Below are 18251 nucleotides of genomic sequence, written 5' to 3' on the forward strand. Positions count from 1 at the left end.
ATGACCTGCTGCGTTCCCGGCGAGCACGCCATCATCGACGTGAAGGCCAGCGGCATCGAGGCCGACAGTCAAGCGCTTCTCGCCCTCAGCCGCCGCCTCGGAGACGGCACCCATCAGCTCGAGTTCGCCGTGCCGGACGCGCATTGTGCCGCCTGCATCCGCTCGATCGAGACGGGCCTCGCGGCGCTTCCCATGGTGCGCGCGGCGCGGGTGAATCTCACCCGCCGTCGTGTCCGTGTCGTCTTCGATCCCGCGCGGGGCGAGCCGTCCGAACTGGCGCCGGCCATCCGTGAAAGCGGCTACCACACCTATGTCCTCGACCCGACCCAGGACGACGAAGGCGATCCCGCTCTGCGCGAACTGGTGAAGGCTCTTGGCGTCGCCGGCTTCGCGGCCGGCAACATCATGCTGTTCTCGGTTTCGGTCTGGTCGGGTGCCAATGACGCGACCTGCGACCTGTTTCACTGGATCTCGGCGATCATCGCACTGCCGGCGATCGCCTACTCCGGCCGGATCTTCTTCCGGTCGGCCTGGCGGGCGCTGCGTGTCGGCAAGACCAACATGGACGTGCCGATCTCGATCGGAGTCATTCTCGCCACGGCGCTGAGCCTCTTCGAGACATTGAACTCGGGCGAGCATGCCTATTTCGATGCGTCGGCGACGCTGCTCTTCTTCCTCCTCGTCGGCCGCACGCTTGACCATCTGATGCGCGAGCGGGCCCGCAGTGCCATAACCAACCTTGCCCGGTTGCAGCCGCGTGGAGCGACTAGGGTGCACGACGACGGTCGGCGGGAGTATCTGCGGCTCGATGAGATCGCCCCTGGCATGCTGATGGAAATCCGGGCTGGGGAGCGGGTACCGCTGGACAGCGTCGTCATCACCGACGGCGCTGCGTTCGACTACTCGATCATCACGGGTGAGACTGTGCCGCATGTCGTACCAATCGGAGGCGAGGTGGTCGCTGGGGCGAGCAATCTCAGCGGCCTCGTGCGGTTGCGAGCTGCGAGAGCTTCCACGGAATCCTTCCTCGCCCGCATGGCGGCGATGATGGAGGCCGCCGAAAGTGCCAAGACCAAGCCGCGGCGGCTCGCCGATCGCGCGGCGGCCATATACGCCCCGGTTGTCCACACCATCGCCATCTCCACTTTCCTCGGCTGGGGCCTGATGTCAGGCGATTGGCATGCAGCCCTGCTCAACGCCGTGGCAGTGCTGATCATCACTTGCCCATGCGCGCTCGCGCTGGCCGTGCCGATCGTCCACGTCGTCGCGGCCGGAAGGCTGTTCGAGCGCGGTATCCTGATGAAGGACGGTGCCGCGCTCGAGCGGGTAGCCGAAGTGGACTCCGTCGCCTTCGACAAGACCGGGACGCTGACTGCCGGACAGCCACAAGTCGTCGAAAGCCACTCCGAAAGCGACCAAGCCCGCGACGTCGCCGCGGCCCTGGCGGCAGCAAGTACCCATCCCTTGTCGAAGGCCCTCGCCGCCCATCTTGGCAGTGCGCATGACTTGCCCGGCCACATCAGGGAGGAAGCCGGGCGAGGGGTGGAAGGCATCGTTGCCGGCGTGACCTGGCGGCTGGGAAGCCGGGAGTGGTGCGGCGTGCCGGCCGATGACACGCGCTCGACGCTGTCTGAGGTCTGGCTCAGCGCGAACGGCAAAAGCCAGGGTCACTATTGCTTCAGCGACCTCCCCCGCCCTGAGGCTCGGAGCAGCATAGCAGCGCTGGCCCGATTGGGTCTTCCGGTGCGGCTGTTGTCCGGCGACCGGCCTGAAGCGGTGAACGCCGTTGCTGCGGCCGTCGGCATCGCTGAGGCGAAGAGTTCCCTGAGGCCGGAGCAGAAGGTCGCCGCCGTGTCGGACGGGCGGACTCTGATGGTCGGCGACGGCATCAATGATGCCCCCGCCCTTCGCGCGGCCTACGTGTCGATGGCACCCGGCTCCGCTGCCGACATCGGCCGCAGCGCCGCTGACTTCGTCTTCACCGGCAACGATCTCGGCGCCGTGCCGTTCGTGATCAGCACGGCACGGCGCGCAGCACGCCTCGTGTCGCAGAATCTCGCGCTGGCGATCGGATACAACGCAATTGCCGTACCACTTGCGATCGCCGGCCAGGTGACGCCACTGGTGGCCGCGGTTGCGATGTCCTCGTCGTCCCTGATCGTGGTGGCGAATGCCCTCCGCCTGCGGTTCGGCGCCGTGACGGCACCCGTCCGGAACGCCAGCCAGCCGAACTTCATCGCACACGAGGAGACCGCCACGTGAGCGGTCTCGCCCTCCTCATTCCCATCGCCATCGCGCTGGGCCTGATCGCGCTTGCCGGATTTTTCTGGGCTTTGCGGTCGGGTCAGTACGAAGACCTGGAGGGGGCGAGCGAGCGGATCTTCGATGAGGACGAACGCGCTATCCGGCACGGTCCTTCAAAGCGCGAAGGCTGAGCACCTTGATGTGGCGGTGGCCCGAGACCGAGATTACGCCACTGTGCCGTAGCCTGCTGACCTGACGCGATACCGTCTCGATCGTCAGGCCGAGGAAGTCCGCCATGTCGGCTCGTCCGATCGGCAGGTCGAAGGCGACACTATTGCCGATATCCGCACTGCCGCTTCGGCAGGCGATCCGAAGCAGTAGGCTGGCGACCTTTTCGGCGGCACTTTTCCGTCCCAGGGTCACCATCCACTCCCGGGCCTCGTCCAGTTCGTCGAGGGATTGGTTGAGCAGACGCTGCGTCAGGTTTGCGCTGGACGCGACCAGCGCCTCGAGCACGCGTTTGGGAAAGCGACAGAGTTCCACATCTGAGGCCGCCTCCGCGGTAAGGGGGCTCTCGGTCCGGAACAGCCGGCCCATCAGGTCCGGAGCAAACTGCAGCCCAACCAGCTGTTGCCGGCCATCCCTCAAAACGCGGGACAATTTGACCGCGCCGGCGGTGACGTTGGCGTACCCGCTGATCTCGTCGCTTTCTAGGGCAAGCCCTTCGCCGGCCTGGTGTCGCGTGTGCCTTGCGTGGCGAGCAAGTTGCTGAAGTTCAGCAGGGCTCAGGACCGCGCAGATGCCCTCATGCCGGACCCGGCACTCCAGGCAGGCGCGCGGCACCGGCTCCGAACTCGATCTTGCAGAAACTGGCTTTGACCGTGGCATGCCCCGTCATCGCACGATGCGACGCGGAGCATTTGATCAGGATCAAGGACGAGCCAGCACGGTTCTGCGACCTAGGAAGCGAGAGGTGCCAATGTCCGACGCAATGCTCCACCGGTTCGCCAAGCCGGTTCCCCGCTATACCAGCTACCCCACGGCGCCGCATTTCCATGACGGGATCGACGACGCTGCCTATGCGGGCTGGCTTGCCTCCCTGCCGGCCTCGACGGCACTTTCCCTCTACGTGCACATCCCGTTCTGCGACCGGCTTTGCTGGTTTTGCGGTTGCCATACCAAGCAGGTGCTCCGCTACGATCCGATCGCTGCCTACCTGCCGTCCGTCTTTGCCGAGATGGAAACCATCGCCGGGTTGCTTGATGGACGTGGGCAGGCCGTCGCCCTGCACCTCGGCGGCGGTTCGCCCTCCATGCTCAGGCCCGAGGATCTGATCAGTCTCGCGTCCCGCGTGCGGCAGCGTTTCGACACAAGTCGCGGACTTGAGTTCAGCATCGAAATCGATCCGAACGACATGACCGAGGATCGGTACGACGCGTTCGCGGCCGCCGGGGTGACACGCATCAGCGTCGGGGTACAGGACTTCAACCCGAAGGTGCAAAACGCAATCAACCGCATCCAGACCTTCGAGCAGACCAAGGCCGTCGTCGATGGGATGCGGCAGCGGGGCGTAACATCGGTCAACCTCGACGTTCTCTACGGACTGCCGCACCAGACCGTCGCCAGCGTCGTCGCAACGGTTGACCAGGCCCTGGCGATGAACCCAGATCGCCTGGCGCTCTTTGGCTATGCGCATGTCCCGTGGATGAAGACTCACCAGCGCATGATCGACGAGGCGGCCCTGCCGGATATGGCCGAGCGGTTGCGCCAGTCGACGGCGGCGGCCGAGCGCATCTGCGCGGCCGGCTACGTGGCCATTGGCATCGATCATTTTGCTAAGCCCGCCGACAGTCTCGCTGTGGCTGCCGGATCAGGCAGGCTGCATCGCAACTTCCAGGGCTATACGACGGACGAAGCCCCTGCCCTCATCGGCCTCGGCGCCTCCTCGATCGGCTGCCTGCCGCAAGGCTATGTGCAGAATATCACTGCAACAGGCGAGTACATCCGCGCGATCCGCGAACGCGGGCTCGCCATCGCAAAGGGTTTGCGCCTGAGCGAGGAGGACCGGATGCGGAGCTGGGTCATCGAGCGGCTGATGTGCGATTTTGCCGTGTCGGTGGATGAACTGCGGGACCGCTTCAGGCATATCGCAGCACCCGTGGTCACGGAGATGACCTATGCGGCGCAGGGCGACGAAGAAGGTGTCGTCTGGTTTGACGGACACACGTTCACGGTCACCGAGCTCGGGAGGCCCTTCGTCCGCTCGATAGCGTCCACCTTCGATACGTATCTGGCCAGCGGCGTCGGCCGCCACTCCGTCGCCGTCTAGCTCCGGGGGGCGGGCCCTAAGTAAACCCCCTAAGACTCGAGCCGGAATTTCTCGGATCCGGCGGAGCGGCTACCTACTGATCATCGCAACCAGGGGTAGCAAGAGATGCACATCCAGCCGACTTTCCGGGTCAACCAGCCGACCAAAACTGCAGGCCTGGGTGTCTCCGAGTTGTTGACCGCGATGCAGCCGGCCGCTGTCACCTTCTACCCGACCGATGCAGTGATATATGCCCAGGGCGAGGCCGCCGGCCCGCTCTATGTGGTTGAGTTCGGCACGGTCCGGATCTGCCGGCTGACGGCCGATGGCCGGCGGCTGATCAGCGCCTTTCACACGGCTGGCGAGGTTTTCGGCTTCGAAGCGGACCCCGAGCACGAGTCCTTTGCCGAGAGCGTCGATGGCGCCGGCGTTCGCGTGCTCCGGGCGAGCCGCGGCGAACAGCCCACCGCCAGCATGCTGATGCTGGCGCTCAAGAGCCTTGCTCGCACGCAGAACCACCTGATGGTGCTCGGGCGCCGGACTGCGAATGAGCGCATGGCCGCCCTCATCCTCGATCTCGCCGAGCGTCAGGGCGACGAGAAACTCGTGCACCTGCCGATGCAGCGCTACGACATCGCCGACTATCTCGGCATCACCTTTGAGACGGTGTCCCGCATTCTCCGCGTCCTGAAGGACCAGGGCGTAATCCGGCTCCGTTCCATCAGCGAAATCGAAATCCTCGATCTCGCTGCCCTGCAGGACATGTGTGACTGACAAGTCGCAGCGTTCAAAACGACCTCCAACCATTCGAGAGACAAATGAGTATCTTGCTTGCGGCAAAGTACCAGCTGGCTCGCTTTCGGCCGCTGCTCACAGCAGCCGGAACGGCGGCCATCATCCTTCCCCTGGCGGCTACGCCTGCCGAGGCCCACGTCAAGTGGTTTGCGCCCTACATCGTCGGCGCGGCGCCACAGCCGATCATGGCGACACTGACCAACACCTGGTTCTGGCTCGCCATCGGGCTGGTGCTGGTATTCTTCATCGGGACGCGCCTCGTGGAGCGCACCCGGTTCGGCGAAGCGACGCTCGCCGGCATGGACAAGGTCTCGGGACCGCTGTGGAACCGGTCGGACGATTTCGTCCGCGTGGTGATCGGCGCCTTCTTCGTCGCGATCTTCGCAGTCGGCGGCGTCTATCTCACTCCTGATCTGAAGACGCCGGCCGAGTGGGTGTCGTGGCTGCAACTGCTGATTGCGTTTGGCATCTTCTCGCGGAAGACCCAGCCCTTCTCAGCCGCAGGCATCATCCTCCTGTGGGTCCTGGCGCTACGCGACTACGACATCTTCCACCTTCTCGACTATCTGGCGCTGGGCGTTGCCATTGCGGGCTACCTCGTTCTCGAAAGCTCGAACAATCCGGAGTGGCGGAAGCACAGGTTTGAGCTGCTGCGTTGGGGTGTAGCGATCGCGTTGATGTGGTCGAGCCTCGAGAAGTTCGCCTATCCCGAGTGGTTCTATCCGCTCGTCGACGAGAAGCCCTTCCTGACGTTCGGGATGTCGCGCGACGTGTTCATTCCGATGGCTGGCGTCGCAGAGTTCACCATGGGCTTTGGTCTGCTCTGGACCCCACTGGTTCGTCGGCTGTCGGCGATCAGCCTGTTCGTGATCTTCAACGCCGCGGTCTATCCGTTCGGCCGGATGGATCTCGTCGGCCACGCGCTGATCATGGCGATCATCGTCATCATCGCCATCGATCCGACGCGTGAGATGCACTTCCTGCCGGCCCTCAAGAAGAGCCTGAGGAGCGTGCCGGTCGGACTGGCGGCTGCCCTGGTGGTCATCGCTGGCAGCTACTGGGGTCTGCACACGGCGATCTATGGGCCTGAAGGCCGTGCGCCGATCGAAATGACGACGCATAGTCCCGATCCGGACCACCCTCACGGCGACGAGGCGGCACACGACGACGACGCGCCACATGATCATGCCGAGCTCGTATCGGCGAGCACTCGCTAGCAAGGCCATCGCGTGCCTCTACCAATGAACGACGGCGGCGACCAATAGTGGTCGCCGCTTCGTTCCCACCACTGGGCGATTTCGCAATGCTGACGTTCGAGACGCTCGCTGCGTTTGTCCTCGCAAGTCTGGTCATCGAGCTCACGCCCGGGCCGAACATGACATATCTCGCCCTGCTGGCAGCACGACATGGGAGGCGGCCGGGATACGCCGCGGTCGTTGGGGTCGCCGTGGGCCTTGGCGTCCTCGGGTTGCTTGCATCCCTCGGGCTGGCGACGCTCCTGCAGTCGTCGCCTCCGCTCTACGGTGTCCTCCGCTGGGGTGGGGTCGCGTACCTCCTCTATCTCGCCTGGGAGGCCTGGAATGAAGACCTCTCCGGGGACACCACCGCGGATGACGGACGCTATTTCACCCGTGGCCTGATTACGAACCTGCTGAATCCCAAGGCCGCCCTGTTCTATGTGGCGGTCATGCCGGGGTTTTTGCCCGCGGGGGATACCGACTGGCGCTCGACCGCCGTACTAGCGGCGCTGTACGTCGCCGTGGCAACGGTGGTCCACGGCGGCATCGTGAGCCTCGCCGGCGCCCTCCGTCCGTTGTTTGCGAACCGAGGCCTGATTGCCGCCGTAGGCAAGCTGTTCGCGCTTGCACTGGTGGCCGTCGCCGCATGGGTTGCCTACGCGACCCGCGCCCCATTCTGAGCCGCCGTGAGCCATACTTGACTTCGATCAATGCGGCAGCAGGTCCGGTGGTATCGATAGATACGTGGCTCGAGGCCCAAAAATGAAATGGGGTCACGCGATGCTGCTTCTGGTGATTGTCGGCCTGGCCGGCGCAGCAGCGTATGTCTGGTTCGAGAACCGGAACTTCGAGACCCTGATTGCCGGTTTGCGCGACCGGGTTATCGCGGCCGCCGAGCCGGCCGCGGCTGCGATAGAACTTCCCGACATCGTGCGCGCCTATGCGATGCGGGCGGGAGGCAGCGTTGGCGGGCCTACATCTGTCCACCTCCGGCACCGCGCCACGCTGGTGACGGATCAGCGGCGACCGCCCATCGATATCGAGGCAGACCAATGGCTGGCCACACGTCGAGCGGATCTCGTCTGGGTCGGTCGCAGCAGCATGTTTGGGTTACCCGTCTCGGTCATCGACAGCGTCGTCGGCGGCTCAGGGCTGCTGCAGGCCCGCCTGGTCGGCGTCCTGTCTGTAGCGAAGGGCCTTGGCGCCGATTTCGACAAGGGTGAGATGCAGCGCTACTTGTCCGAGCTGCCGGTTCATCCGGATGCAATCCTCAACAACGCGCAATTGAGGTGGCGGCAGATCGAGGGTGGCGTGGTCGAGGTGAGCGGCACGTCCCGAACGGGGCCGGCAAGCGTTCGGCTGTTCTTCGATGCCTCAGGCGACATAGTCGGTCTGGAAGCAGCGGACCGCCCGATGACCGTGGGCAGCACCACGGTGCCCACGTTATGGAGAGGACAGTTCAGCAAATACAAGCAGTTCGGACGCTATCGCATCCCGAGCTACGGCGAAGTCAGCTGGGTGCTGTCCGAGGGGCCTTTCACCTACTGGAAAGGCGAGATCGTCGCCTACGAACCGAGCGGCGGCGGCAACGTCTGAAGTCCAGGGAACGTCCCAGGATCGGGGGAAGCCTATGTCAGACTCGACTTCGCACAAGGCGTCTGCAGATTTTGATCCTGATCAATCTGCCAGGGGAGCCGTCCGGCTACGATCCCACCCATCTTGTGGGGCGCCAGATGGAGGCCGCTATGAGGCGACGTCGTTTTCTGATTGGTTCTGCCGGTTCAGGACTGGCAGCGGGACTGTGGCCGGCTCGAGCGACTTCGGACGACTCCCTCCCTACCGTCGCAACCTCGAACGGGCAGCTCCGCGGCGCGACTGTGGACGGCATCCATAGCTTCAAGGGCGTCCCCTTTGCGGCGCCCCCGATCGGGCAAAACCGCCTGCGACCTCCCCGCCCTCCCGAAGCTTGGGACGGTACCCGAGATGCCACCGCGTTCGGCCCAAAGCCACCGCAACCGCCCTACCCGCCCATGGTCGCGGCCTTGTTGCCGCCGGAGGCGCCGGGGCCGGGCGACAACTGTCTGACGCTGAACATCTGGTCGCCGGCGCTGGGCCAGGCAGGCCTACCAGTCATGCTCTGGATACCCGGCGGCATGTACGAGTACCACGCTACAGGAGCTTCGTCCTGGTACGACGGAAGTAGCTTCGCCCGCGATGGCGTTGTCTTCGTTTCCATCAACTACCGCGTCGGAGCGGAGGGCTTTGTCTTCCTGAACGATGGGATCTCCAACCTGGGTCTGCTCGACCAGATTGCGGCTCTCGAATGGGTACAGCAGAACATCGCCGCGTTCGGCGGCGATCCCGGCAACGTCACGATATTCGGCGAGTCCGCCGGCGGGCTGAGCGTTGGAACTCTCCTTTCAATGCCGCGTGCCAAGGGGCTTTTCCGGCGGGCGATCATCGAAAGCGGAGGCGGTCATCATGCCAGCACGCCGAGGACCGCCGAACGCATCGGTCGACGGCTGGCCGAGCTCCTCGGGACCGACGCAAGCCGCGAGGCCATTGCCGCCGTTCCAATCGAGCAGATGCTGAAGGCGCAGGAAGCCGTGCGCGGCGAGCTTCTCTCGAATCCAGACCCGGCGTTCTGGGGGGAGATCATGCTCGATGGGCTGCCGTGGGAACCAGTCATCGATGGTGATCTGATCCCGGTCCGGCCGATCGACGCGATCTCGGCCGGTATCGGTGCGGATGTCGACATACTCTCAGGATCGAACACCGAGGAGTGGCGACTGTTTCTGGTACCCGGCGGCGTAATCGACACGATCGGTGAAGAGGCGCTTGCGGGGACAATCATGGCAACGGGGTTGCCAGTGGCGGCGACTCTTGCCGCCTACAGGGACCGGTATCCGGGCGCGAGTACGGGCGACCTGTTCGCGGCTGTCATGACCGATTGGTATTGGCGGGTTCCCGCGCTGAGACTTGCCGAGGCGCATTCAGCCCAGGGCAAGGCAAGAACCTTCATGTACGAGTTCGCCTGGCGCTCGCCTCAGTTCGATGGGCGCCTGGGTGCCGGTCATGCCGTCGAAATCCCGTTCGTGTTCGATACGCTCGGGGCCCAAACCGAGCAGCTTCTCGGTGCTGGACCGCCGCAACAGCTTGCGGATGAGATGCATAAGGCATGGACGCGTTTCGCCACCACCGGGGATGCCGGCTGGCCTGAATTCGACACGGCGCGACGGGCGACGATGCACTTCGACGTGCCGTCTTCTGTCGTCGAGGATCCGATGGCCGCCGAGCGACGCCTCTGGGAGGGCGTGCGCTAGAACCGCACAAGCTCCACAGCGATCCGTCGGGCATCGAAAGGCCGTGGGGCCCGGCATGCGACCTACTGACTCATCCAGCTTTGAGCCTTGGTGAAACGAGCATCGGCCCGAATTCGAGGACGAACAACCCGAATGCAATGAGCCAGCACGCGCCGCTCAGGGAGAGCAGGAGGTGGTATTGCGATGGAATCAGCTCGGCAAACGGCCGCAGCACTGCTGAAAGTGTCAGCGCCAGGTAGGCAACCGAAGTGCGCGGGGTCGCGGTGAGCGCTCGCCCGGTATCCCCGAGGCTCGCACGGGTCATCACTGCGAATGTCATCCCTGCGATGGCCCCCACGGTCAGGACGTGAAGCGCCGAGGCATTGGCGATCCAGCCGAGGGAGGCGAGGGCAACCGACAGCATCCCGAGGGGGATGAATGCGTAGCCGACGTGAAGTGCGAGCAATAGAGGCTCATCGACCGTGCGTTGGCCGTGCCAGCGGGCGAGCCGGACAGCGTGGAGAATGGCCGCGACCACCGCCGAACAGGCGGTGACGATGGTCTCGGGAAAGACGACCCACAGCGCCAGGGCCACCAGCAGCCATGCCGTCGCAACGATATCGAAGCGGCCAAACGGGGCCGGCAGCAGGGGTGAGCCTGCCTTTGCCAGCCAGTTCCTGGTGAAGCTCGGAACGATGCGGCCGCCCACGACGGCAATCAGCATCACATAGATCGCGACCCCGGCCCGGGACGCCTCGAGGGCCACGCCGTTGAACGCCACCGAAACATGGAATGCGATGTTGACCAGCGAAAGGGCGCTCAGGCCGGCGAGGATCTTGAGGTTCTTCCAGTTCTTCCCCGCAATGATCTCTGTCGCAGCTATCGCAGCCATCAGCGGCAGGAAGCAGGCCTCGACCAGCATCGACAGCGGCAGGCCAATGACCCCCGGAGCGGCCATGACCAGCCGACCCACAAGCCATACCGCGACCAACCCGAGAAGCGGCAAGCCTGACACCGGCAGGCGGCCGGTCCAATTGGGAATGGCTGTCAGCATGTAGCCCGCCAGCGCGGCGCTGGTGTAGCCGAACAGCATCTCGTGAGCGTGCCAGTTGAGCATGCCGTAGTCGCCGCCGATCTCCCAGCCGGCAATCAATGCCCCAATCCAGCCAACCATCGCGGCAATGGCAAAGATCCCTGCCAGCAGGAAAAACGGGCGGAACCCGTAGGACAGCACCGGCGGCCCGCTTCTGGCGATGCCACGGGGGACTGGTTTGCGAGCCTTGCTGACTGCATTGCCCAAGCCGAAGTTCATGGTCCTGCCGCTCCTTTGGTGGCGCAGCGATGAATGCCAGTCCAAACCTCCCCGGTCTTTGCTGTCGCGCAAGGAAGTCGCTCGGCGCCTGCGTAACGTTTGGTGTCAGGAGAAGCCGGAGACGCCGCGATGCCTGGAACCGACATTGACGACCTGAGTCTCGCGGAGATCATGTCAAAGTGGCCGTCGACCATCAGGGTGTTCCTGGACCGCCGCATGCACTGCGTCGGATGTCCGATAGCGCCGTTCCACACCTTGATCGACGCGGCGGAGGAACACACGCTGCTGCTGGCTGGGTTGGCGGCCGACATCGAACTGGCGAGGCTCAGAGATAGCCCGGTTTCAGCCCGTCACCGATGAGGACGAGCTGGTGCGGGTCCCGTACCAGCAGCTTCTGTCGACCGCCCACCACCAGGCCGGCTGCCTCCCAGGCGGTGAGGATGCGGGAGACGGTGTGCAGCGTGGTGCCGGTCATCTCGGCGATGTCCTGCTTGGAGATAGGGAAGTCGATACGGACCCCCTCTTCCTCTTTCCTGCCCGACTGGTTCACGAGACGGAGAACCGCGTGGGCGACGCGACGCTCGACCTCCTCGGTCGACAGTTCCCGCAGGCGCTGCTGGGCTTCGAGCAGCCGGCTGCCCATCGTCTGCATCGCATTGACGGCCAGCGATGGGTATTGCTCCAGGAAGTCGTTCCAGAGGCTCATCGGCCAGGAGAGCACCACGCTCTCCGAAACGGCGGTCGCTGTCCCGGGATAGTCCAACCTGCGCAGCGCCTTGGCGATGCCAAACAAGTCGCCGGGATTGACCATTCGGACCACCACCTGCTGGCCCTCGCTGGTGACCTGCGTCACCCGCAGGCGACCGTGCAGCAGCACGAAGAACTGGGTTGCGGTCTGGCCCTGCTCGAACACCACGCCCCCGGGGGCATAGCGACGGCTGCTCACCGATTTTAGCACGTCGTCGACTTGGCTGGGCTCCAGTTGTTCGAACAGCGCGAGGCCCTGGACCGCGGCGCGGTTGATCTGCGTTTGCGTTTGCATGTCAGCTTTCCTCAAATCGGGCGGTCATTTCACGACAATCGTTCCGGGCAGGCTCACGAGATCGAAGTCGCTCACCCTGACTTCCACCTTCACCTTCCACTTGCCCGTGATGGGTAGTGGCGGCACCTCTGTGGTCCACATGCCGTCGCCCTGCCCGACCGCTTCGAGCTTGATGGGGGCGAGGTCCGGCACCGCAAGCGATAGGGTCACTGACCGCGGCTCCTCGATCTGCGCCTTCATCGCGGTAAGCTGGACACTGGCCAGGCCGCCGTTCCGTGGGTTGCTTACCGAGAGTTCCGCCATCATTCCGCTCCCGTGCAGATGCGTGGTCAGCTTGATCGGTTGTGCGATCAGCACCGCCCTCGGCGGCGGCGTGAAGCGCCAGCCGGCGGCGAGGCCGAGTACGGCCAGCACGATGACAACCTCGACGAGTACGAGCCGCCGCAGGGCGATCTGAGCCCGTATCTCACCGGCGAGTGCCGGCGAGGTCAGCTTCCAGCGGTTCCAAGCTGCTACGGCGAACAGGACTGCAACGAGGACCAGCTTCGCCGCAAGGATGGCCCCGTAGGGCGCGATCCACGCCATGCCCGGCCACGCCAGTTGAATAACTGCGAGCACGGCTCCCGAGACCAGCACAGCGCCAGCCGGCACTGGGATCATCCGGGAGAACACCGCCAGACCGCGGGATGCACTTGCGGGGTGAACGACCAGTTCGAAGGCCAGCCATGGAAGTGCGCCGATCCACACGGCGAAACTCACGATATGAACAGCGAGGGCCCCTCGGGCGACGGCGAAGGGATCGGCGGTGGCGACGTGCCCCGACGCGGTCATCGCCGCGGCCATGACCACAAAGGAGATGAGCGCGACCACGAGGCGCCACTTTTCCCGCAGCGCCGCGGCGAGACCGGCAAGGCAAACCGCCAGAAGCGCCAGGCCAGCCAGGGCGCCGTAGGACGTCTGGATTACCGCCGCCAACACTGCTGGATCGAGCACAGCCTGCAAGGTCCGCCCCGTCAGATCCAGGCCATGCAGAGGCACCGAGATAGCGATCATCACCGCGCCGAGCCCAAGGAGGCTCCAGGCCACGCGGCCGATCGGCCGGTTTCGCGCTACCAGCGCAATGAACAGTGTTCCGCCAACGCCAAAGAACAGCCCCGCGTACATCAACGTCGTGACGATCCAGATCGCCGGCCGAACTCCATCGCTCGGTTCGGCGGCAGCCGCTCGCAGCCCACCAGAAACTCCGATGGTCAGCGGCATGGTGCCAGCGACCGGATGGCCGTCCGCCGATACAACACGCCAGCAGAGCAGGTAGCCGCCCTGCCCCCCGGCGGCCGGCATGCGAACAAGGAGGCGCCCGCCGTTGGCTGCCCCCTCGAGATCTTCTATGGCGCCGTCGGGGCTCACCAGCGACAAGGCCACCGGCGAAATCGGCTCGTTGAAGGTGAGGCTGACGCTCGTGGGGATCGCGGAAAGCCGAGCATCCGCCGGTGGAGCGCTGGAAAGCAGCGTTGCGTTAGCAAATGCCGGCGACACCGCAAGCATTAGCCAGAACAACAGGATGGCTCGAAAGCACCCACGCATCGATCGTCAGCTTTCAGTGTGTGGCCTCGGCCGGGCCGAGTTCCAGACTGGGCGCCGGCATCTCGGCATCCTCGGCCCCGGTCACATCGATCCATGCTTCCTCCGCGCCATCGCAGAGCTGCACGGTCGGGAAGTAGAACGTCGTACCGGCCGGCACCGTCGCTGCCACCGTGCCCCGGAATACGAACTCATCGTAGTAGGCATCGGGCAATTCGCCGCCGTGACGGCGAACTCGAAGGGCAGGTCGATCGGCGCGAAGCAGTAGGTCTTGCCGCCGAACGCTCCCGGTCGATCCAACAGTGTCGGATGGCGAGCGATGACGCGAGCAAAGGCCAGTTGGCCCACCTGCTCCACCACTGGAATGGGTATCGGCTTGAGCATGTTGGGAACGACGGGCGGCAGGGTCATCTGAGCACTCGAATTGGTGCTGCAAGCTACTCGCAAGCGAGGGAGAGGATTTTGCGCCAGCGCAAAGACGCGCTCTTTCAGCTGGCCAAAGCCTCGAGTTCGCGCCGTCGCCTCGGGGACAGGTCGAGCCGCAGTACGGTTGCGAGCAGCAGTTGCCGCGTCTTTCCCTGCGCGAGGCGAGCCACGCAGACCAGGGTAGCTTGATAGGCATCGAGCCATTTCGGGTGCCGACGGGAGATGGCCTCCAGGCGCATCGCGCTGGCAAGGACCTGGTCGGGCTCCGGAGACGCAACATCGTCGACCAACCCCGGGAGGCTGATCCAATCCTGCAGCTCGAATGCCGTTGGGCAACGGGGACGTCTGGTTTCGACCGGTTCGGTCCCATTCCAGGAAGTGACGCTCATATGAAGACTGGCCATATCGACTCCTGCTCTCGTCCCTCCAGCGTATCGCAACTTGCGCCGGGAATTTTGAGGTAGCGCAAAGACCGGCCGATGATGTCGCGCTAGCTCGGGACGGTGCTTCGGGGTCAACTCCATGAAAACCGACCGAGATTTGGCCAGCTTCGTTTCGCGCCTCGAGTCGCTCGGTCTGCTGAAACGTATCGGTCGCCCCACTTCGGTGCTCCACGAGATCACCGAGATCCATCGCCGTGTCCTTGCCGCAGGTGGACCTGCACTCCTCTTCGAGCGTCCGGTTTCCGCTGCCGGGCAAATCAGCAGCACTCCCGTCCTGGTCAATCTTTTTGGGACGCGGGAGCGCATAGCCCTTGGACTCGGCGTCGGCACCGAAGGGATAGGTGAGCTGGCGCAGACGCTGGCTTTCCTGCGCAATCCAGAGCCGCCGCGCGGCTTGAGTTCCGCATTGGAGAAGCTGCCGGCGCTGAAGGCCGGCCTCCCGATGGGAACGAAGAAGGTCGTCCGCCTCCGCTGTCACGAACAGCGGCAGCTCGGCGACGAGGTAGATCTGTCGAGCCTGCCGATCCAGTGGTGCTGGCCCCGGGGAGCCCGCACCACTAGTCACCTGGCCGCTCGTGATCACCCGTTCCCCCGACGACCCTGCTGACATCAACGTCGGCATCTACCGCATGCAGGTTCTGGATCGGGACCGACTGATCGTCCGATGGCTCGCGCAGCGTGGCGGCGCCCGCCACCACACCCTGTGGAAGAGGAAGGGGCTCGACACGCCGATCGCGGTCGTCATCGGCGCGGATCCGGCAACCATACTCTCCGCCGTGATGCCCCTTCCCGACGGCATGAGCGAACTCTCGTTCTCAGGCGTCTTGCGGGGAGAACGGCTGAAGGTTGGCACCGGACTGACGGTGGACCTTCCCATCCCCGCGAGCGCTGAGATCGTCATCGAGGGACATATCTCGCCCGATGACGTCGCCGAGGAGGGGCCCTACGGGGACCACACCGGCTACTACAACTCGGTCGAGCGCTTCCCGGTGATGCGGGTCTCGGCGATCACGAGCCGCACCTCCCCCATCTATCTTTCGACCTTTACGGGACGCCCGCCGGACGAACCGTCAGTGCTCGGCGAAGCCATGACAGAGCTCTTCCTCCCGATCGTCCGACGGCAGTTCCCCGAAATCCGGGACCTGCATCTGCCGCCGGAGGCCTGTTCCTACCGGGCGATGGTCGTGTCCATCGACAAGCGTTACCCCGGCCAGGCGAGACGCGTGATGATGGGCCTGTGGTCGGCCCTGCCCCAGTTCACCTACACAAAGCTGATCATGTCGTGGATCCCGACATCGACGTTCGGAATTGGCACGATGTCATCTGGGCCCTGTCGACCCGGTTCGATGCATCGCGCGACACGATGGTGGTCGACAACACTCCCATCGACTACCTGGACTTTGCCTCGCCCCAACCGGGGCTGGGAGGCAAGCTGGGCCTCGACGCAACCAACAAACTGGGCCAAGAAACCAGCCGCGAATGGGGAAAGCCGCTCGCCATGAGCGAAGACGTCATTCGGCGGGTCGATGGCTTCTGGAGCGAACTCGGCCTCGGGCCTCAGAAGGAATCTAGATGACACACCGCGTCGTAGTCGCCATTTCCGGGGCCTCGGGTACAGTCTTTGGCGTTCGCGTTCTGCAGCTGCTTGCCGCGGCCGAGGGCGTGGAAACGCACCTAGTCGTATCCAGGTCGGCCGAGGTGACCCTCGAGCACGAGGTCGGCCCCGGAGTGATCCACGCGCTCCGCGAACTCGCAGACGTGGTTCACCCGATCGATGCCATCGGAGCGACGATTGCCAGTGGATCGTTTCGCACCAGCGGGATGATCGTCGCCCCGTGCTCGATGCGCACGCTGGGCGCCATCGTGTCGAGCCTCTCGGACAATCTGCTGGTGCGGGCGGCCGATGTGCACCTCAAGGAGAGGCGCCGGCTTGTCCTCCTGACGCGCGAGACGCCTTTGCATCTGGGGCACCTTCGCGCGATGCTCGCGGCGACAGAAATGGGCGCCATCATTGCGCCGCCGGTTCCGGCATTCTACCGCCGTCCCAAGTCGGTGGATGATATCGTAGAGGCAACGGCGGCCCGCGCGATCGATCTCCTGGGCATTGGCCTGGAGGTTGATTCCGGTCGCTGGTCAGGTCTGGACACAGAACGAAGCGGACTGGGACCAGCAACCTCATCCTCAGCGTAGGGACTTCCCCCGCCGCGGCAGGTCCACCATGGCCTCGAAACCGCTGTCTCGTCCGGCGATCGGCGAGATGAGCGTCAGCCGCCCGCCCGCCTGTTCGAGTATGCCGCGTGCGATCGACAGGCCGAGGCCGCTGCCCTCAGCAAGCGTGTCACCGCGAACGAACGGCTGGCCCATCCGCTTGAGGTCGTCAGGCGCCAGCGCAGAGGCCTCGTTCTGGATGCGCAGGATGCCGTCGGCGGTGACCACGACGCGGACCGGCGTTGTTGCGTCACCGTGCTTCAAACCATTCTCAATGAGGTTCCGGACAACGATTGCGAGGGCGTCGGCATCAATAGCTGCGGGCAGGCTTGGGGCTTCGTCCGCCTCAAGCTCCACTCGGTCGCGCCAGGCAGTGCTGGCGTTGATATCCCGGACGAGCATCCTCAGCACCGGCAGTTGGTCGGTTTCGTCGCTGGTTCTGGCAAAACCCGCTTCGATGCGGGCGAGCTGGAGCAGCTTCTCCGAAAGCTGAGACAGGCGCTTCAGGGCACTCTCGATCTTCTGGACACGCTCGGCGCCAGGCCGGCCGGCGAGCTCGTCGGCGAGCTGCTGGGTCTGGGCCAGCGCACCGGCGATGGGGGTCCGCAGCTCGTGGGCGCTACGGGCTGCGAAGGCGCGTTCGGAATCCAGCGCGGATTTCAGCCTCTCCAGCAAAGCGGCCACGGCATCGGCAATGGGGGCTAGCTCTGCCGGGTGGCCGTCTGAGTGCAGTGGCGCGAGATTGCGGCTGTCGCGTTGCGCGATGTCACGGCGCAGTGCTTCCAGCGGCCGAAGGGCAAGCCGCATTGAGAACCACACACCGCCAGCGATCAGCGGGATCAGAGCGAGCAGAGGAAGGCCGAGTGCCACCACGCTGTCTCTGAGGGCCGTAAGACGGCGATCGCTCAACTCAATGATGACGATTGAATAGCCGGAGCGAGGATCATCAAGCGCGAAAGTCCGCTGCCCATTGAGCGCTCCAAAGCCCTCCTGCGATGCATCGACGTCGATAGTCTCGGGCGCGTGCTCGTCACGCAGGACAAGTTGGCCGGCCTCGTCACGGATGTAGTAGGTGAAGCTTGCGTCATGAGGAACGCCATTGCGGGCGTAATCGTCCTCGTCCCCATCGCCGTCCTCTCCATCGGCGCCAACGACCAGACGCTTTTGCCCGTGGTCGCGCTCCTTCAGGTCATGCACGGCGAGCGGCAGCAGGCGCAGCGCACTCTGTCGCAGGCTGTCGTCGTAGGCCTCGTTCAGCTCGTGCTGCATCACCGCGACGGAGATAGCAGCGGCCCCGACCCACAGCAGGGCCATGCCGGCGCTTAGCCCAAGCGCGAGTCGGACGGCTATCG

At 64.8% G+C, this 18251-nt stretch carries 17 protein-coding genes and 1 pseudogene; 11 read left to right on the top strand and 7 right to left on the bottom strand.

Annotated features, from left to right (window positions below):
- A complete protein-coding gene (locus AC1DWU_RS16200) occupies positions 1-2262 on the top strand; it encodes a heavy metal translocating P-type ATPase (RefSeq protein WP_477151038.1) in 2262 nt (753 codons plus the stop codon).
- Positions 2259-2435 carry a cbb3-type cytochrome oxidase assembly protein CcoS gene (ccoS, locus tag AC1DWU_RS16205; RefSeq protein WP_477151039.1) on the top strand — a complete coding sequence of 59 codons (177 nt, stop codon included), beginning with the start codon at positions 2259-2261 and terminating at the stop codon, positions 2433-2435. Before AC1DWU_RS16200 ends, ccoS begins: the two co-directional genes overlap by 4 nt.
- Here the strand turns inward: ccoS and AC1DWU_RS16210 are convergent.
- Entirely contained in the window at positions 2401-3132 is a 732-nt protein-coding gene (locus AC1DWU_RS16210; protein ID WP_477151040.1) for a Crp/Fnr family transcriptional regulator, read from the bottom strand. The two genes, ccoS and AC1DWU_RS16210, sit on opposite strands and share 35 nt — an antisense overlap.
- Before the next feature lie 91 nt (positions 3133-3223).
- Here AC1DWU_RS16210 and hemN point away from each other — a divergent pair, with 91 nt between their 5' ends.
- The 6 genes from hemN (at position 3224) to AC1DWU_RS16240 (ending at position 9908) form a co-directional block, all read left to right on the top strand.
- Complete coding sequence (gene hemN, locus AC1DWU_RS16215) at positions 3224-4573, top strand: oxygen-independent coproporphyrinogen III oxidase (protein ID WP_477151041.1); 1350 nt, start codon at positions 3224-3226, stop codon at positions 4571-4573.
- 105 nt (positions 4574-4678) lie between these two features.
- The gene (locus AC1DWU_RS16220; protein WP_477151042.1) at positions 4679-5326 is read left to right on the top strand and encodes a helix-turn-helix domain-containing protein; all 648 of its coding nucleotides are present in this window, start codon (positions 4679-4681) and stop codon (positions 5324-5326) included.
- Between the two features lie 44 nt (positions 5327-5370).
- Entirely contained in the window at positions 5371-6564 is a 1194-nt protein-coding gene (locus AC1DWU_RS16225; RefSeq protein WP_477151043.1) for a hypothetical protein, read from the top strand.
- Between the two features lie 86 nt (positions 6565-6650).
- A complete protein-coding gene (locus AC1DWU_RS16230; protein ID WP_477151044.1) occupies positions 6651-7265 on the top strand; it encodes a LysE family translocator in 615 nt (204 codons plus the stop codon).
- 100 nt (positions 7266-7365) lie between these two features.
- On the top strand, positions 7366-8181 hold the full coding sequence (locus AC1DWU_RS16235; RefSeq protein ID WP_477151045.1) for a DUF6544 family protein: 816 nt from the start codon (positions 7366-7368) through the stop codon (positions 8179-8181).
- Positions 8182-8330: 149 nt separating this feature from the next.
- Entirely contained in the window at positions 8331-9908 is a 1578-nt protein-coding gene (locus tag AC1DWU_RS16240; RefSeq protein ID WP_477151206.1) for a carboxylesterase/lipase family protein, read from the top strand.
- Between the two features lie 70 nt (positions 9909-9978).
- On the opposite strand, the gene AC1DWU_RS16245 is transcribed toward AC1DWU_RS16240, so the two are convergent.
- Positions 9979-11199: an NnrS family protein gene (locus AC1DWU_RS16245; RefSeq protein WP_477151207.1), complete on the bottom strand. Its 1221-nt coding sequence runs from the start codon at positions 11197-11199 to the stop codon at positions 9979-9981.
- A gap of 171 nt (positions 11200-11370) precedes the next feature.
- Here AC1DWU_RS16245 and AC1DWU_RS16250 point away from each other — a divergent pair, with 171 nt between their 5' ends.
- The gene (locus AC1DWU_RS16250) at positions 11371-11559 is read left to right on the top strand and encodes a DUF1858 domain-containing protein (RefSeq protein ID WP_477151208.1); all 189 of its coding nucleotides are present in this window, start codon (positions 11371-11373) and stop codon (positions 11557-11559) included.
- On the opposite strand, the gene AC1DWU_RS16255 is transcribed toward AC1DWU_RS16250, so the two are convergent.
- From AC1DWU_RS16255 to AC1DWU_RS16270, 4 genes are all read right to left on the bottom strand, one after another.
- Positions 11525-12241: a Crp/Fnr family transcriptional regulator gene (locus AC1DWU_RS16255; RefSeq protein ID WP_477151046.1), complete on the bottom strand. Its 717-nt coding sequence runs from the start codon at positions 12239-12241 to the stop codon at positions 11525-11527. The genes AC1DWU_RS16250 and AC1DWU_RS16255 overlap by 35 nt on opposite strands.
- Before the next feature lie 24 nt (positions 12242-12265).
- Positions 12266-13798: a copper resistance CopC/CopD family protein gene (locus tag AC1DWU_RS16260; RefSeq protein ID WP_477151047.1), complete on the bottom strand. Its 1533-nt coding sequence runs from the start codon at positions 13796-13798 to the stop codon at positions 12266-12268.
- 40 nt (positions 13799-13838) lie between these two features.
- Positions 13839-14036 carry a DUF1775 domain-containing protein gene (locus AC1DWU_RS16265; RefSeq protein WP_477151048.1) on the bottom strand — a complete coding sequence of 66 codons (198 nt, stop codon included), beginning with the start codon at positions 14034-14036 and terminating at the stop codon, positions 13839-13841.
- A gap of 274 nt (positions 14037-14310) precedes the next feature.
- The gene (locus AC1DWU_RS16270) at positions 14311-14652 is read right to left on the bottom strand and encodes a hypothetical protein (RefSeq protein WP_477151049.1); all 342 of its coding nucleotides are present in this window, start codon (positions 14650-14652) and stop codon (positions 14311-14313) included.
- A gap of 118 nt (positions 14653-14770) precedes the next feature.
- Here AC1DWU_RS16270 and AC1DWU_RS16275 point away from each other — a divergent pair.
- Both AC1DWU_RS16275 and AC1DWU_RS16280 read left to right on the top strand, forming a co-directional pair.
- Positions 14771-16267: pseudogene (locus AC1DWU_RS16275) on the top strand (UbiD family decarboxylase).
- Positions 16264-16881, top strand: a complete 618-nt coding sequence (locus tag AC1DWU_RS16280) for a UbiX family flavin prenyltransferase (RefSeq protein WP_477151050.1) — start codon at positions 16264-16266, stop codon at positions 16879-16881. Before AC1DWU_RS16275 ends, AC1DWU_RS16280 begins: the two are co-directional and overlap by 4 nt.
- Here AC1DWU_RS16280 and AC1DWU_RS16285 read toward each other — a convergent pair.
- Positions 16873-18213 (bottom strand): sensor histidine kinase, encoded by a 1341-nt coding sequence (locus AC1DWU_RS16285; RefSeq protein ID WP_477151051.1) that lies wholly within the window; start codon positions 18211-18213, stop codon positions 16873-16875. The genes AC1DWU_RS16280 and AC1DWU_RS16285 overlap by 9 nt on opposite strands.
- Positions 18214-18251 lie beyond the last annotated feature (38 nt).

This window comes from Devosia sp. P2_G7, from assembly GCF_056403495.1.